We start from the raw sequence: 14,206 nt of genomic DNA on the forward strand, positions 1-14,206 counted from the left end.
CCGGCCGCCACCAGCGTCTTCTCGGCGAACGCGCCGATCCCGAGGGCCGGGGAGAGCTCCGTGCCGTCGGTGAGGGTCATCTTCTGCTTGGCGTTGTGCGTGTCGAAGCAGTACCAGGGCCGCCCGCGCAGACAGGCCCGGCACTGCCCGCACACCGCACGCCAGTTGAGGATCACGAAGTCACCGGGCGCGACGTCGGTCACCCCCTCCCCCACCGACTCGACCACACCGGCCGCCTCGTGGCCGAGGAGGAAGGGGAACTCGTCGTTGATACCGCCCTCGCGGTAGTGCAGGTCGGTGTGGCAGACCCCGCAGGCCTCGATCTTCACCAGCGCCTCGCCCGGACCCGGGTCGGGCACGAGGATCGTTTCCAGGCTGACGGGTGCGCCCTTCCCCCGAGCGACGACGGCACGAACCTGGTGCGTCATGACCACTCCTCGACTGTACGAATCCGCGTCGGATGTCGCCCGTCACGGCGACATGACGTTGCTCATTACGGCACGTATCCCATGTGCCGCAACACAGCATCATCGAGTGCCGACCAGGGGTCAAGGTGCCGGAGTGATGGGCTCGGCCTGCGCGATGAGGAGGGCGACGTCGTCGTGGTCCTCGGGCTCGCGGAGGCTGTCCAGGAGCCACTGACAGGTGTCCTTCAGCGCACGCGGCTCACCCTCGAGGACGCGCAGCAGGGTGTTCAGGCGTTCGTCGATCGGGTGGTGCCGGGTCTCCACCAGGCCGTCCGTGTACAGGACGAGCCGGTCGCCGGGGTGGAAGTCGAAGGCGGAGGTGCGGAAGGGGACGCCGCCGACGCCGAGGGGTGCGCCGGTGGGCAGGTCGAGGAGTTCGGGGCGCTGCCCGGGGCGGATCAGGGCGGGCGGCAGATGTCCGGCGTTGGCGATGCGGCAGCGGTCCTGGTGGGGGTCGTAGACGGCGTAGAGGCAGGTGGCGATGTAGTGCTCCAGCCCGCGGGTGATCTTGTCCAGGTGATGGAGGACCTCGTCGGGGGCGAGGTCGAGGTCGGCGTAGGCGCAGGTGGCGGTGCGCAGACGGCCCATGGCCGCGGCGGCGTCGATGCCGTTGCCCATCACGTCGCCGACGACCAGGGCGGTCTTGTCGCCGTCCAGCGGCACGATGTCGTACCAGTCGCCCCCGATCTCACAGGATGCCTGGGCGGGCTGGTAGTGGGAGGCGACCTCCAGGCCGACGAGGCGGGGGTGGCGGCCGGGCAGCAGGCTGCGCTGGAGAGTCTCCGCGGAGTTGCGCACGCTCTGGTGCCAGCGGGCGTTGTCGATGGCCACCGCGGCCCGGGCGGCGAGCTCTCCGGCGAGGATCGCGTCGTCCTCGTCGAAGGGCAGCGGGTTGTCGATGCGCAGCAGGTCGAACGCGCCGAGCACCTCGTTGTGGGCGATCAGCGGCACGGCGAGGTAGGAGTGCACGCCCGCCCGGGCGAAGGCCTGCGCCGCGTCCGGGTCACGGGCGATGCGCTGTAGTTCCTCCTCACCGGTGTGGGCCACGATGACCGGCTGACCGGTGTGCACGCACCGGGTGATCAGCCGGTCGGGGCCGTAGGCGGCCAGGTCGCCGACCTTGTCCGCGGCGGCGGTGGCCTCGGTGGGGTGGTCGGAGACCACGGCGAGCGCGCGGAACAACTCCGGTCCCTCGTGCGGGCCTCCGGTGCGGCGGAAGGCCAGGACGGCGTCGAGGACGTCGACCGCCGCCACGTCGGCCAGGACGGGCACGGCCACCTTCGCCAGTTCATGGGCGGTCTGCTCCACCTCCAGGGTGGTTCCGACCCGGGCGGCGGCGTCGGCGATCAGCGCCAGCCTGCGCCGGGCCCGGTCCGCCTCGGTCGCGGCCCGGTGGCGTTCGGTGACGTCGACGACCGAGTTCGCCACGCCGATCACCTGTCCGCCGGCCCCTTCGAGCCGGTAGTACGACACCGACCAGGCGTGATCGTGGTCCGGGTCGGCCGGTGTACGGCCGACGATGTACTGGTCGATCAGCGGGGTGCCGGTGACCAGCACCTGCCGCAGGGCGGACTCGATGGTGTCGATGCCGGTCAGGGGGTGGACGTCGCGCGGGCGGCGGCCGATGTGGTCGGCGGCGGGGATGCCGTTGATGCGTTCCAGCGCGGGGTTGACCAGGATGTAGCGCAGCTCGGTGTCCAGGAGCGAGACGCCGATGGGCGACTGGGACACCAGCCGCTCGGACAGGGCCAGTTCGGTCTCGACCCGCTCCAGCATGGCCCGGTCGGCGGCGATACCCAGGGCGTAGACGTCACCGAGGTCGTCCAGGAGCCGCATGTTGCGGAACTCCACCAGGCGGCTGCTGCCGTCCTTGTGCCGGATGGGAAACGCGCCGGCCCAGCTGGCCCCGGTGCCCATCACCTCGGCGAACAGCTTGATCACCAGGTCCCGGTGTTCCTCGTGGACCAGGAGCCGGGCCGCGTACTGGCCCAGCGCCTCCTCGGCGGTGTAGCCGAACACGTCGTCGGCCTGCGGGCTCCAGAACACGATCCGCCCGCGGTCGTCCAGCACCACCGCGGACACGCTGAGCAGATCGAGCAGCCCTCCCGGCGGCGAGGCCCCCACCTGACGGGCCTCCTCGTCGCCCTGGAACGATTCCTGTGTGGTCATCCTCAAGCTCCCTCCTCGACAGCAGCCGATGGCTGCGACTGCTGAGGGGCCGCCCCTCCATGCTCTCCCGAATCGGCCGCCGCACGAACCGGAGAGGAAGGTCGTACGGCACGGAGCTGAGTGATGGGTGGGGCGGGGCGCGGTCTCACATCCGGCCCAGCACCACGAGCACCACCAGGAGGACGGTGGCGCCCGCGCACATGCCGTGGGCGACGACGGCCGTGAGCGGGAAGTGCCGCTCGGCGGCGACGCCGCCGTGGGAGTGCCGTCCGGGGCTGGGCAGCCAGCGCAGCAGCATCATGAAGCCGAACGCGGCCACGATCAGGACGACCGCGCAGGCCGTCCACGCCGAGCCTTCGAGCCCTCCCACGAGGTACACCGTCCACGCGGCCAGTCCGGCCACGGCGAGCGCGACATGTCCCACGACGAGCCACAGCGGCAGCCGCGTCACCCCGGGCGTGCGCTGCCGCAGGCCGCCGTGGCGGATCCACACGGTGGCGAGATAGCCGCCCAGGCTCGCGGTCAGCAGCCACACCCACAGAACGAAGACACGCATGCCCCTCGCTCCCCCCTCGGTCGGTGTCCCCTCGCGCCCCGTCCCGTCCCCCGGGGCGTCCGCACGCCTCGTGGCGTTCGTGCCTCAGGACACCGCACCGACCGGAATCAGACTGGACATCCATTCACAGATTCACCCGTAGGCGTGAACAATGGCCCGAAACCGCGCGGTGCGAGAGCGCGTGCGTCCCGCTCGATACCGCGCGAGTGGCAGCGGCGGGACTCGTGGCCCATGGTGGTCAGGCGGCGTCCGGACGCCGGATCGGACGTCTCCACGCCGGACTGGAGGTCACCCCATGACGTCGGTACGCCTGCGCGCCACGACGACCGGCGCCGCCCTGGTCCTCGCCCTCTCCGCGGCAGCCCACTCGGCCACGGCCGCCACCGCCGAACCTGCCGCGCCCCACGCCCGTGCCGCCACGTCCCAGGACTGCGACCGGGCCATGGCGGCGGCCGAACAGGCCACGCGCGACTACGACCAGCTGAAGAAGGAGCTCCAGGACCTCGTCGCCGCAGGGGGCCACCCGGACGCCTCCCAGCGCCAGGCGCTGACGGACGCCGACGTCGCACGCAGCACCGCCGCCGCGCAGGCGGAACGGATCTGCGACAGCGTGTGACCGGCGACGAGCACCGTGCGGCGCAAGGGCAGGCGGCGTGGCGGACCGCAGGACGTGGAAGCGGTCCTCGACGAACTCCACACCACGCCGCCGGCCGACTTCGTCGCCCGCCGCGAAGAACTGGCCGCCGCCCTCAAGGCGGACGGCCGGGCCGAGGACGCCCGCCGGATCCACGGCGCGCGCCGTCCCACCCTGGCGGCCTGGGCCGCGAACCTGCTGCTGCGCTCCCGGCCGGAGGAGAGCCGGCAGTTCCTCGAGCTCGGGGAGGCACTGCGGGAGGCGTACCGGACCCTGGACGCCGCCGGGCTCAAGGAGCTGTCCGCGCAGCGCCGGCAGGTCGTCTCCGGCCTGTCCCGGCAGGCCGCACAGCTCGCTCAGGACAGCGGTCACCGGCTGTCCGACGCGGTACGGCAGGACGTGGAATCCACGCTGCTCGCGGTGCTCACCGATCCCGAGGCGGCCGAGCAGTGGGCCGGCGGCCGCCTGCACAGTGCCCTGACGCCGCCGTCGGTGTTCCCGGCCAGCGGTGTGGAGGCGGGAGCGGCCGCCCCGAAGCGGACCCGGTCGGTTCCCGGACCGGCGCGGACGGCGACTCCTTCGAGGCGGACGGCGCCGAAGGACGAACTCGCCGAACGGCGCCGCGAGCGCGAGGCCCGGCTCGCGGCCGCCCGGAAGGCGGCCGAGGAGGCCGAACGGCGCCTTGCCGCCCTGCGGACCGAGCAGGCGGACACCGAAGCGGCGGCGCGGCGGGCCCGTGAACGTCGCGATCGCTCCCAAGAGCAGGTGTCCGAAGCCGAACGGCGACTGCACCAGGCCCGCGAGGACCTGAGCCGTGCCGAGGACGACCAGCGGGACGCCGAGGAGCGGCACGAGGAGATCCGCGAGGCCGTCGCCCGCGCCGAGGACGTGGCCCGGAAGGCCGCGAAGGAAGTAGACCGCCTGGCCGCACGCGTCAGGTAGACGGGGGACGGCCCACCGCCGGCCGACGCTCGGCGCGCGCTCGGGGCGGGGAGGTGTCAGCGTGGTGGACAGGAGCGCCGTGCCGGGTGTGGCGGCCGGGGCAGGCAGGACGGGAGCGGTGGTCATGGCACGCGCGATGTGGACCGGCGTGATCACCTTCGGGCTGGTCAGCGTCCCGGTGGGCCTGTTCACCGCGACGCAGGACCACACCGTCCACTTCCACCAGTTGCAGCGCGGCACCACGGACCGGATCCGCAACCGGCGGGTCAACGAACGCACCGGCGAGGAGGTGTCCCCGGAGGACATCGTCAAGGGCTACGAGCTGGCCGAGGGCGAGTACGTGGTCGTCGAGCCGGGCGAGCTGGACGAGATCGCGCCGGGCCGCTCGCAGACCATCGAGGTCACCGACTTCGTCGACCTCTCGGACATCGAGCCGGTCTACTTCCACCGCACCTACTACGTCGCGCCCCGCGGCGAGGAGTACCTCAAGGTCTACGAACTGCTGCTCACGGCCCTGGCCGAGGCGGGCAAGGCGGGCATCGCCACGTTCGTGATGCGCAACAAGCAGTACCTGACCGCGCTGCGCGCCGAGGACGACCTCCTGGTGCTCCAGACCCTGCACTGGGCCGACGAGGTCCGCGACCCGGGCAAGGAGCTGCCCGAACTGCCCTCCGGCCACGCCGCGAGGGGCAAGGAGCTCGACATGGCGGTCCAGTTGGTCGAGGCCCTCAGCGGACCGTGGGACCCGGCCCGGTACCACGACACGTACCAGGAGAAGGTACGGGAGATGGTGCGGGCGAAGGCGGAGGGCCAGGAGATCGTGGCGGCCGAGGCGCCGCCTTCGGCCACCGATGTGATCGACCTGATGAAGGTCCTTCAGAGCAGCGTGGACCGGGCCCGCGGCGCCCGTGGCGAGGGCGCCGAACGGCCTCGGAAGCAGGAGTCCAAGAGGAAGACTCCGGCCGCGAAGGCGGCGAAGGCCGGCCGGGCCGGCGAGAAGTCCGACCGTGACGCCCCGGCCAGGACCGGCCGGGGCCCCGGCGGCGCGAAGAGCGCGAAGAGCGCAACGAGCGCCACGACCGCAAAGAGCGAGAAGAGCGAGAAGAGCGAGAAGAGCGAGCTACGGCGGCTGAGCAAGGCGGAGCTGTACGAGCGCGCCACCGATCAGAACGTCCCCGGCCGCTCGAAGATGAGCCGCGAGGAACTCATCGACGCGCTCGCCCGTGCCGGAGGCCGGCGGAGGAGAACCGCGAAGACCGCCGCCTGACCTCCGGACCGGCGGTGCCGGATCAGCGGATGGACATGATGACCTGGGCGTCGGCGCCGTTGTGCCAGCCCGAGCGGGCCCCGCTCACGTTGTGGCCCTTGGGGCAGGCCTTGTACGTGTGTCGCCAGCCGCCGATCTTGACGGTGCCGTAGACGCACTTGCCGTCGGCCTTCTTGTCGTACACCCAGATCTGGGTGCTGGCCTGCTTGTGGCCGTGGTACGTCCGGTGGCACTCCCAGTACGCCACGGCGCCCCGGTCCGACGGCACGGTGATCTTGTGCTGCTTGCACTGCATGGCCGCGGTGGCGGCGGTGCCGCCATGGGCTGCCGGCGTGGCCTGCGCCGCCGGTGCCGCGAGGGCGAGACCGCCGCCGAGTGCCACGGTCGCCGACGCGATGGCCAGGCTCTTGCGTACGTTCATGACGTCCTTCCTTTCCGGTCCGGTCCCCCGTCGGAGCCGGGCCGAACGGTGGGTTGCACGGCTGCGAGAGCCGGTTGCGGTGGAGAAACTACGGATCCGGGGGCGGCGGGCGCGTCGGGCGGCGGGTTGGTCTTCACCGTCGGGCCGGCCGGGGCGGTCGCGACCGGATTCAACCCACGGGCTGAGGGTGGTCGCCCCCTGGGTGGACAGCGAGTTGAGTTCACCTCGAGCACACCCACGCCTCCCACGGCACAGGAGCCGGTGGCTGCCCGACAGGAATCGGACAAAACTCATCGGGAACCGGGCACGGGTTGATCGGCATGTATGAACGCGTGAGGCTTTACGGGGGCGGTTTCCGCGCCGGGCCCAGGCCCGCGGCGGGGTTCGAGGCGGCGTTCACGCCGCCCGCCCGTACCGCGCGGACCGGGACGACCACCCGGACGCGGTGCCCCCTGCGGGCCGGTGAAGGGAACCAAGTTCGGGGGACTGCACAAGATGACACGCGTGCTCGTCGTCGACGACCAAGTACTCGTCCGGAGCGGCCTGTCGGCCCTCTTACGCGCCACGCCCGACCTGGAGGTGTGCGGGGAGGCGGCGACCGGTGAGGAGGCGGTCGAACTGGCCGCCGGGCGGCGGCCGGACGTGATCCTGATGGACATCCGGCTCCCCGGCCTGGACGGGGTCGCGGCGACCGAGCGGATACTCGCCGCCTCGGACGAGCCCAAACCGCGGATCATCATGCTGACCACGTTCGACCTCGACGAGCTGGTGTACGCCGCGCTGCGGGTGGGCGCGAGCGGCTTTCTGCTCAAGGAGACGCCGCCCGAGCGGCTGTTCACCGCCATCCGCGCCATCGCGGACGGCGAGATGCTCTTCGCGCCGACGGTCACCCGGCGGCTCATCGACACCTATCTGCGCAGCCCGTCGCCCGACGTGGCCGGTGCCGGACCCCTCACGTCGCTGACCAACCGCGAGCGGGACGTGCTCAGTCTGGTCGGGCAGGGGCTGTCCAATCCGGAGATAGCCGACCGGCTCACGGTGACCATCGCCACGGTGAAGACGCATCTGCACCGGATGATGGCGAAGCTGGAGCTCAGCAGCCGGGCCCAGGCGGTGGCGGTCGCCTACGAGACAGGTCTGGTCCACACCCGCCGCTGAGCGGTGCCGCGTGCCCGGCCATTCCGGTGGTTTCGTCCCCTGGCCGGTGTCAGGGACCCGTGCCATGGTTACCGAGAGCTGCATGACCACTGCGCGACGTCTTCCGCCTCTCCGTACCATGGCCCTGACCTGTGCCCTGGGCAGTTCCGTCCTGCTGTTGGCCGCCTGCGGCGCCGACGCGACGCGTTCGAGCGTCGCCGAGGCCGCTCCGACGAGCCCCACCGCCATGTCCCCGACCGCCACGGCGCCGGCCTCCCCCTCCCCGGCCTCCCCCACCGCGTCGCTGAACGAGGACCAGGCACACCGCAGGGACCTCATCACCAAGACACACGTGAGCTGGGAGAAGGCCGCCGCCACCGCGGTGAAGGAGGTCCCCGGGGGCAAGCTCGTCGATCTCGACCTGAAGACCGCTTCCGGCGCAGCGACCACCTCACCGGGCACGGCCAGTCCCGGCACAGCCAGCCCCGGCACAGCCAGCCCCGGTACGACCAGCCCCGGCACCGGCAGCCCGAGTCCGTCCCCCTCCGCGGGCGCCCCCGAGTGGGAGGCGAAGGTCGCCGCCGCCGACGGGACGGTGCACCGGGTCGATGTCGACGCGGTCAGCGGAAACGTCGTCCGCAGCCGGACGGAGCCGGACCAGGACGCCGACGACAAGCGCGAGGTCGCCGACCGGTTGCGCAAGGCCACCCAGACGTCGGCCCAGGCCGTGAAGACGGCCACGGACAAGACCAAGGGCACCGTCACCGGCATCAGCCTCGACGAGAACGACCACCGGCTCGTCTGGTCCGTCGACGTGGTCACGACCGACAACTGGGACAAGACGACCTTCGACGTCGACGCGGCCGACGGCAAGATCGTGCGCGAACACGTCGACCGCGACTGAGTCCGGCACCTCGCGCACCCTCGGTGATCCCGCGCGCCCTCGGTCATAGGGGACCGATCGGGGTACTCGTCGGCAGAGCCGGCAGAGGTCTCGACCGAGGGTGCCGCGCCGGGTACGGCGCGGGAAAGCGAGGCGGCGATGAAGTGCGACGAGTTCCTCGCCCGGGTGCGCGAGCGCGGCGAGTTCTACAGCCAGGACGAAGCCCAGAAGATCACCGAGGACGTCCTCGGGGTGCTGGCCACGAGGATCAGTCCCGGCGAGGTCGACGATCTCGCCTCCCAGCTGCCCATGCCGCTGGGGCGGTCACTGACCGACGCCAAGCGGGAGCGGGCGGAGAGCTTCGGTGTCGAGGAGTTCTACCACCAGGTGGCCGAGCGTACGGGTGCGCGCCCGCGGACCGCCCAGTGGGACGCCAGCGCCGTACTGACGACCGTCGCCGACGTCATCTCCGGCGGCGAGCTCAACCAGGTCATCGGCGGGCTCCCGTCCGGCTACGCCGCCCTGTTCGGCAGGGCGGACCTCGCGGACTGAGCGGGAACGATGGAACTGGTCGAGGAGCGCGCCCACCGCTTCCGCATCGAACGGCACGGGGACATGCGGGTGCCCGGGGTGGTGTTCGCCTCACGGGAACTGCTCGCCGACGCCGAGCAGTCGTTGCGGCAGGTCGTGAACGTGGCCACCCTGCCGGGGATCGTCGGCGCCTCGTACGCGATGCCCGACATCCACTGGGGCTACGGCTTCCCCATCGGCGGTGTCGCGGCGACCGCGGTGGACGAGGGCGGCGTGGTGTCGCCCGGCGGGGTCGGGTTCGACATCTCCTGCGGGGTGCGGCTGCTGGCCGCCGGCTGCGAACGCAAGGAGTTCGAGCGGTCGCTGCCCGCGGTGATGGACGCCCTGGACCGGGCGATCCCCCGGGGCGCGGGGCCCGGCGGTGTGTGGCGGCTGACCGGTCCCGGGCAGATGGAGCGGATCCTGCGCGGCGGCTCACGGTACGCGGTGGAGCAGGGCCACGGCGAGGAGCGCGACCTGATCCGGTGCGAGGACCGCGGGGCGGTCGCCGACGCCGATGTGACGCAGGTCGGCGAGCGGGCGCGGGAGCGCGGCCTCGGGCAGGTGGGCAGTCTGGGGTCGGCGAACCACTTCCTGGAGGTGCAGCAGGTCGCCGAGGTGTACGACGAGGAGGCGGCGGCGGCCTTCGGGATCGCCCGCGACCAGGTGTGCGTGATGATCCACTGCGGCTCCCGCGGTCTCGGCCACCAGATCTGCACCGATCACGTCAAGGCGATGGACCGGGCCATGGCCCGCTACGGCATCGCCGTACCCGACCGGCAGCTGGCCTGCACCCCCGTGGAGTCGCCCGAGGGGCAGGCCTATCTCGGGGCGATGGCCGCGGCCGCGAACTACGGGCGGGCCAACCGCCAGTTGCTGTCCGACGCGGCTCGCCAGATCTTCCGGCGCGGCGCGGGCACCTCGCTCTCGCTCGTGTACGACGTGTCGCACAACCTGGCCAAGATCGAGAGCCACACGGTCGAGGGGGTACGGCGCCGGCTGTGCGTCCACCGCAAGGGCGCCACCCGCGCCTTCCCGCCCGGCCACCCCGACCTGCCCGAGGATCTGCGCGAGGCGGGACAGCCGGTGCTGATCCCCGGCACCATGGGCACCGCCTCGTACGTGCTGGCGGGCGTGCCCGGCGGGGACGCGTTCGCCTCCACCTGCCATGGCGCCGGCCGTACGCTGAGCCGCCATCAGGCGGCCCGCACCATCAGCGGCAGGCAGCTGCGGGCCCGGCTGGAGCACGAGGGGATCGCGGTGCGGCCGCGCTCGCTGCGCGGTCTGGCGGAGGAGACGCCCGAGGCGTACAAGGACGTCGACGCGGTGGTCGCGGTGAGCGAGGCGGCGGGGCTGTGCCGCACGGTCGCCCGGCTGGTGCCGCTGGGGGTGGTCAAGGGCTGAAGGCCCTTCACATCCCCGGCTCGGGCGGGCGGCTCAGGCGTCGACGGTCACGGCGCAGGACCAGCCGTAGGAATCGGGGCCGATGTGCATCCCGTGCCAGGAGACGCCCTTCGGCACGGCGCCGATGATCTCCACGTCCGCGAGCGGGGCCATCGCCAGATGGACGTCGAGGCCGTCGCCGACCTCAGCGGCCGCCACGTCGACCGGTATCCGGCCCTGCACCTCCATCCGGTAGATCACTTCGTCCAGCAGCGCCGCGAGCAGATCCTCGTCACTGCCCTCGGCCAGCCGTACGTGCTCCACGGCGGCGGGCCGCGCCCCGGCCACATCGGCGAAGCAGTCCACCATCGCCAGCGCCGCTTCCGTCAGGCAGCGCTCCCGGCTCGTGGCCCAGGCTTCGAGGCGCACATCGGCGGTGTGCGGCACGGCCCGGTGGCCGTTCTCGCCCTGCCGCCGCGCTTCCCTGTCGTCACCCGTGTCGCCGACCATGCTCACCGGGTGCCCGTTCGGCGGCGGCTCATCGCGCTCACCGCCCCTGTTCCACGCACTCCTTGAAATGCTCCAGATCATCGCGGACGGTGCGTTCGATCGCGGTGGCCTGGGCGAAGCCCTTCGGTCCGCCCAGGATCTCCCGGACGGTGCCGGGGTCGTACTCCAGCCGCGCCTGGATGCGGGTGTGGTGGTCGTCGAGGGGCTGGAGGGTGAAGGACCCCATGAGGTCGGGAGCGCCGGTGGTGTGCCATTCCATCACGCGTTCCGCCGCGCGATCGGACAGTTCGGCCTCGATCTCCCGGGACCGGCCACCGGCCTCGATGTCGAGGTGCGCCCGGCCTCCCGCCTCCGTGCGGGCTTCGCGGACTCCGGACACGAAGCGCGGATAGTTCTCGACCCGGTGCAGGCCGTCCCAGGCGTCGTCGATCGGAACTCCGACGTCGACGTGTTCTTCGAGGGTGCTCATGGCCGACCTCCACGTGCGACTCGTGTGTACAGCTTCCCCTTCCAGTGTGCGCTCGTGCCGGTCCGTCGGCGGCGGCCGCCGTCGCCGTGCGGAGCGGCGGCGGACGCCCGGAGCGACGATGGAGAAAGGGATGGAGGGCAGGTGCGGAGCATGGCACGGATGCGCGTGGAGGGTGACGATCTGGTCGTCCGGCCGGCGCTGTGGGAGAGGGCGGCGGCCCGTCAGGGCGATGTGCGCGTGCCGCTGGCGGCGGTGTGCCGTGTGACGGTCGAGACCGACTGGTGGCGCACGATGCGTGGAAGCCACCGGCGCGGCATCTGCGTGCCCGGCCTGGTGTGCGTGGGCACGCGCGCTCATCAGGCCGGGGTGGACTACGTCGCCCTACGGCCCGGCAGGCCCCTGGTGTGCGTCGAACTCCGGCCCTCCGCCCCGCTGCGTCTCCTCGTCGTCGCGGCGCGCACCGCGTCCCGGGCCGAGGCGGTGGCACGCGCCGTGCGCGGGGCCGCCCCGAGGATCGACGAGTCCACGCCCTGGCGGCAGCCGCTGCCCGTGCCGCCGGAGTCCGAGGACCCCGGCGGGTGACCGGCACGGCCGGACGCACTGGAGACCGGCACGGCCGGACGCGCTGCCCTCACCACCCCTTCGGGCCGCCGGTGTCCGGCGTGTCCGGTACCGCGTGGAGCGCGCCGTCCGGATCCGGTACGACGGCCGTGCCGTGGCTGGTCCGGGCGAGGGTGGCCGCCATCCACGCCCGGTCCTCCTCGGCGGCGGGCTCCAGCCGCATCCGGCGGGCCCGCAGTGTCGTCATGCGCAGGTCCCGCAGCCGGCCCGTCTCCGCCTCCAGCGAGACCAGGTAGGCCAGACGAAGGTCGTCGCGGTACTGCTCGTAGCCGGTGATGCCCTCGTAGTCGTCGATGAAGTCGCCGCATCCGTACAGGATCAGCCGGTCGCGGTGGACCTCGATGGCGCGCGGGTGGTGCGAGGAGTGCCCGTGGACGACGTCCACCCCGCCGTCGATCAGGGTGTGCGCGAAGCGGATCTGCTCCCGGGGGATGTGGTGGCCCCAGTTCGACCCCCAGTGCACGGAGACCACCGCGATGTCGCCGGGCCGCCTCAGCTCCCGGACCCGTCCGGCCGCCGCGGCGGCGGCCCGTTCCGTCGGCTCCGCGACGTAGGCGACACCCGCCTGGTCGGCCGTGGCCGCCCAGCTCGGCGGTATGCCGCTGGACATCGTCCCCAGGGCGAACACCAGCAGGCGGGCACCGTCCGCGACGGGGCACACGGCGGGCGCGTACGCCTCCTCGGCGTTGCGGCCGGCGCCCGCCGACCTCAGTCCGGCGGCGCGCAGGGCGTCGAGCGTCTCCAGGAGACCGGCACGGCCGAAGTCCAGCACGTGGTTGTTGGCAAGGACGCAGACGTCGGGCCGGGCCACCGTCAGGGCCGGCAGGTTGGCCGGGTTCATCCGGTAGTGGACCGCCTTGCCCGGGGCGAAGGCGTCACTGCACGTCACCGCCGTCTCCAGGTTCAGGATCCGCACGTCCGGTGCGGCCTCCCGGAGCGCCGGCAGTGCCTCGCCCCACGGCCAGGCGGGCGCGACCGGCGCGGGGATCGGACCGCAGGCCGCCTCCGCCAGCTCGACATACGCCCGCGCGTCCCGTATCCAGTCCTCGCGCAGTGCCGGATCGCCGGGGTGCTCCAGGATCTGGTCGACCCCGCGGCCCAGCATCACGTCACCGCACAGGAACAGCGTCACCACGCCCCGCCGCGCGGCCACCGGCTGTGCCGCTTCCACCATGATCACCTCCTTGGGGCCGAGGACGCGAACGGGTCCGGACGGGCTCCGGACGGGCTCCGGACGGATTCGAACGGGGCGGACGGGGTCCGAACGGGTTCGAACGGCGAGTTCCCGTTTCGGGGGGCGGGTACGCGGCATGGCGGGGCCGGTCAGGGGGGCAGGATCACGGGGGCCGCGCGGGTCGGCCGGGCGGTGCGGGAGAGGGGCGGAATCGGGCCATGCGGAATGCGGCCACGGCGTTGGTGGTGCAGAACAGCGCGTACGGCGGACCGGGTCGGTGGGCGGACTGGCTGGCCGAGGGCGGGGTCGGCATGGAGGTGGTGCGGGCGGACGCCGGGGAGGCCCTGCCCGAGCGGCTGGAGCACGCCGCGCTGATCGTGCTGGGCGGCGCCTTTCTGCCGGACGACGACGACCGGGCGCCGTGGCTGGCGGGGGCGCGGGCGCTCATGGCGCAGGCGCTGGAGCGGGGCGTGCCGGTCTTCGGGATCTGTCTCGGGGGGCAGATGCTCGCGCAGGTGGCGGGCGGGAAGGTGGCGGGCGAGCACGGCGAACCCGAGTTCGGGAGCATGGCCCTGACGCTGCGGCCGGAGGCGGCGGACGACCCGCTGTTCGGCGGATTGCCGCAGCGGCCGACGGCGATCGAGCACCACGTGGACGCGATCGTACGGCTGCCCGAGGGGGCGCGGTGGCTGGCCCGCAGCGAGCGGTGTCCGTATCAGGCGTTCCGGGTCGGCGAGGCGGCGTGGGGCGTCCAGTTCCACCCCGAGGCGGATCCGGAGCGCATCGCACGATGGTCCGCGGCCCGGCTTGAGCGCCACGGGCTGGACCGGACCGAACTGCACCGCGTCGCGCTGCGTGCGGACCCGGCCGCCGTACCGGTGTGGCGGGAGGTGGCGCTGCGGTTCGCGGCGCTGGCGCACGGCCGCAGCCGTGGCCGTGGCCGCGGTGCGCCGCGGGGCGTCGCGCCCGCGTGAGGAGCCGCGAGGTGCCCGGCGCCGGTCAT

Annotated in this window: 16 protein-coding genes; 9 read left to right on the top strand and 7 right to left on the bottom strand. The window is 72.9% G+C overall.

Annotated elements, in window-relative coordinates:
- The 3 genes from ABZ484_RS29225 to ABZ484_RS29235 form a co-directional block, all read right to left on the bottom strand.
- Positions 1–428 (bottom strand): alcohol dehydrogenase catalytic domain-containing protein (locus ABZ484_RS29225; RefSeq protein WP_358868924.1); only part of this gene is annotated, 428 nt, incomplete at its 3' end.
- Between the two features lie 120 nt (positions 429–548).
- A complete protein-coding gene (locus tag ABZ484_RS29230; RefSeq protein WP_358868925.1) occupies positions 549–2,636 on the bottom strand; it encodes a SpoIIE family protein phosphatase in 2,088 nt (695 codons plus the stop codon).
- Positions 2,637–2,781: 145 nt separating this feature from the next.
- On the bottom strand, positions 2,782–3,192 hold the full coding sequence (locus ABZ484_RS29235) for a hypothetical protein (RefSeq protein WP_358868926.1): 411 nt from the start codon (positions 3,190–3,192) through the stop codon (positions 2,782–2,784).
- A gap of 295 nt (positions 3,193–3,487) precedes the next feature.
- Between ABZ484_RS29235 and ABZ484_RS29240 the strand changes: the two genes are divergently transcribed.
- The 3 genes from ABZ484_RS29240 to ABZ484_RS29250 all read left to right on the top strand — a co-directional run bounded on the left by ABZ484_RS29240 (position 3,488) and on the right by ABZ484_RS29250 (position 6,035).
- Positions 3,488–3,808 (top strand): hypothetical protein, encoded by a 321-nt coding sequence (locus ABZ484_RS29240; protein WP_358868927.1) that lies wholly within the window; start codon positions 3,488–3,490, stop codon positions 3,806–3,808.
- Between the two features lie 54 nt (positions 3,809–3,862).
- Positions 3,863–4,768: a hypothetical protein gene (locus ABZ484_RS29245; protein ID WP_358868928.1), complete on the top strand. Its 906-nt coding sequence runs from the start codon at positions 3,863–3,865 to the stop codon at positions 4,766–4,768.
- 124 nt (positions 4,769–4,892) lie between these two features.
- A complete protein-coding gene (locus ABZ484_RS29250) occupies positions 4,893–6,035 on the top strand; it encodes a Ku protein (RefSeq protein ID WP_358868952.1) in 1,143 nt (380 codons plus the stop codon).
- A gap of 22 nt (positions 6,036–6,057) precedes the next feature.
- Here ABZ484_RS29250 and ABZ484_RS29255 read toward each other — a convergent pair whose 3' ends face one another.
- A complete protein-coding gene (locus ABZ484_RS29255; RefSeq protein WP_358868929.1) occupies positions 6,058–6,456 on the bottom strand; it encodes a hypothetical protein in 399 nt (132 codons plus the stop codon).
- A 495-nt stretch (positions 6,457–6,951) separates the two neighbouring features.
- On the opposite strand from ABZ484_RS29255, the gene ABZ484_RS29260 reads away from it, so the two are divergent.
- The 4 genes from ABZ484_RS29260 (at position 6,952) to ABZ484_RS29275 (ending at position 10,450) form a co-directional block, all read left to right on the top strand.
- Positions 6,952–7,614: a response regulator transcription factor gene (locus ABZ484_RS29260; protein ID WP_358868930.1), complete on the top strand. Its 663-nt coding sequence runs from the start codon at positions 6,952–6,954 to the stop codon at positions 7,612–7,614.
- Positions 7,615–7,732: 118 nt separating this feature from the next.
- Entirely contained in the window at positions 7,733–8,497 is a 765-nt protein-coding gene (locus ABZ484_RS29265; RefSeq protein WP_358868931.1) for a PepSY domain-containing protein, read from the top strand.
- A gap of 138 nt (positions 8,498–8,635) precedes the next feature.
- Positions 8,636–9,028 (top strand): DUF2267 domain-containing protein, encoded by a 393-nt coding sequence (locus ABZ484_RS29270; protein WP_358868932.1) that lies wholly within the window; start codon positions 8,636–8,638, stop codon positions 9,026–9,028.
- A 9-nt stretch (positions 9,029–9,037) separates the two neighbouring features.
- Positions 9,038–10,450 (top strand): RtcB family protein, encoded by a 1,413-nt coding sequence (locus ABZ484_RS29275; RefSeq protein ID WP_358868933.1) that lies wholly within the window; start codon positions 9,038–9,040, stop codon positions 10,448–10,450.
- Positions 10,451–10,483: 33 nt separating this feature from the next.
- On the opposite strand, the gene ABZ484_RS29280 is transcribed toward ABZ484_RS29275, so the two are convergent.
- Positions 10,484–10,939, bottom strand: coding sequence for an archease (locus ABZ484_RS29280; protein WP_358868934.1), 456 nt, complete (start codon positions 10,937–10,939; stop codon positions 10,484–10,486).
- A gap of 37 nt (positions 10,940–10,976) precedes the next feature.
- Complete coding sequence (locus ABZ484_RS29285; protein WP_358868935.1) at positions 10,977–11,408, bottom strand: SRPBCC family protein; 432 nt, start codon at positions 11,406–11,408, stop codon at positions 10,977–10,979.
- Between the two features lie 150 nt (positions 11,409–11,558).
- Between ABZ484_RS29285 and ABZ484_RS29290 the strand changes: the two genes are divergently transcribed.
- Positions 11,559–11,990, top strand: a complete 432-nt coding sequence (locus tag ABZ484_RS29290) for a hypothetical protein (RefSeq protein ID WP_358868936.1) — start codon at positions 11,559–11,561, stop codon at positions 11,988–11,990.
- 49 nt (positions 11,991–12,039) lie between these two features.
- Here the strand turns inward: ABZ484_RS29290 and ABZ484_RS29295 are convergent, their stop codons facing one another.
- Positions 12,040–13,203: a CapA family protein gene (locus ABZ484_RS29295; RefSeq protein ID WP_358868937.1), complete on the bottom strand. Its 1,164-nt coding sequence runs from the start codon at positions 13,201–13,203 to the stop codon at positions 12,040–12,042.
- A gap of 218 nt (positions 13,204–13,421) precedes the next feature.
- Here ABZ484_RS29295 and ABZ484_RS29300 point away from each other — a divergent pair, with 218 nt between their 5' ends.
- The gene (locus ABZ484_RS29300; RefSeq protein ID WP_358868938.1) at positions 13,422–14,177 is read left to right on the top strand and encodes a type 1 glutamine amidotransferase; all 756 of its coding nucleotides are present in this window, start codon (positions 13,422–13,424) and stop codon (positions 14,175–14,177) included.
- The last annotated feature ends 29 nt before the right edge of the window (positions 14,178–14,206 follow it).

This window comes from Streptomyces sp. NPDC006393 (assembly GCF_040628575.1).
Lineage (GTDB): Bacteria > Actinomycetota > Actinomycetes > Streptomycetales > Streptomycetaceae > Streptomyces.

Bases quoted from the DNA above. Each gene is read 5' to 3' on its own strand.
- ABZ484_RS29230 (WP_358868925.1), bottom strand. From the start codon at position 2,636: ATGACCACACAGGAATCGTTCCAGGGCGACGAGGAGGCCCGTCAGGTG.
- ABZ484_RS29235 (WP_358868926.1), bottom strand. From the start codon at position 3,192: ATGCGTGTCTTCGTTCTGTGGGTGTGGCTGCTGACCGCGAGCCTGGGC.
- ABZ484_RS29240 (WP_358868927.1), top strand. From the start codon at position 3,488: ATGACGTCGGTACGCCTGCGCGCCACGACGACCGGCGCCGCCCTGGTC.
- ABZ484_RS29250 (WP_358868952.1), top strand. From the start codon at position 4,893: ATGGCACGCGCGATGTGGACCGGCGTGATCACCTTCGGGCTGGTCAGC.
- ABZ484_RS29255 (WP_358868929.1), bottom strand. From the start codon at position 6,456: ATGAACGTACGCAAGAGCCTGGCCATCGCGTCGGCGACCGTGGCACTC.
- ABZ484_RS29260 (WP_358868930.1), top strand. From the start codon at position 6,952: ATGACACGCGTGCTCGTCGTCGACGACCAAGTACTCGTCCGGAGCGGC.
- ABZ484_RS29265 (WP_358868931.1), top strand. From the start codon at position 7,733: ATGGCCCTGACCTGTGCCCTGGGCAGTTCCGTCCTGCTGTTGGCCGCC.
- ABZ484_RS29270 (WP_358868932.1), top strand. From the start codon at position 8,636: ATGAAGTGCGACGAGTTCCTCGCCCGGGTGCGCGAGCGCGGCGAGTTC.
- ABZ484_RS29275 (WP_358868933.1), top strand. From the start codon at position 9,038: ATGGAACTGGTCGAGGAGCGCGCCCACCGCTTCCGCATCGAACGGCAC.
- ABZ484_RS29280 (WP_358868934.1), bottom strand. From the start codon at position 10,939: ATGGTCGGCGACACGGGTGACGACAGGGAAGCGCGGCGGCAGGGCGAG.
- ABZ484_RS29285 (WP_358868935.1), bottom strand. From the start codon at position 11,408: ATGAGCACCCTCGAAGAACACGTCGACGTCGGAGTTCCGATCGACGAC.
- ABZ484_RS29290 (WP_358868936.1), top strand. From the start codon at position 11,559: ATGGCACGGATGCGCGTGGAGGGTGACGATCTGGTCGTCCGGCCGGCG.
- ABZ484_RS29295 (WP_358868937.1), bottom strand. From the start codon at position 13,203: ATGGTGGAAGCGGCACAGCCGGTGGCCGCGCGGCGGGGCGTGGTGACG.
- ABZ484_RS29300 (WP_358868938.1), top strand. From the start codon at position 13,422: ATGCGGAATGCGGCCACGGCGTTGGTGGTGCAGAACAGCGCGTACGGC.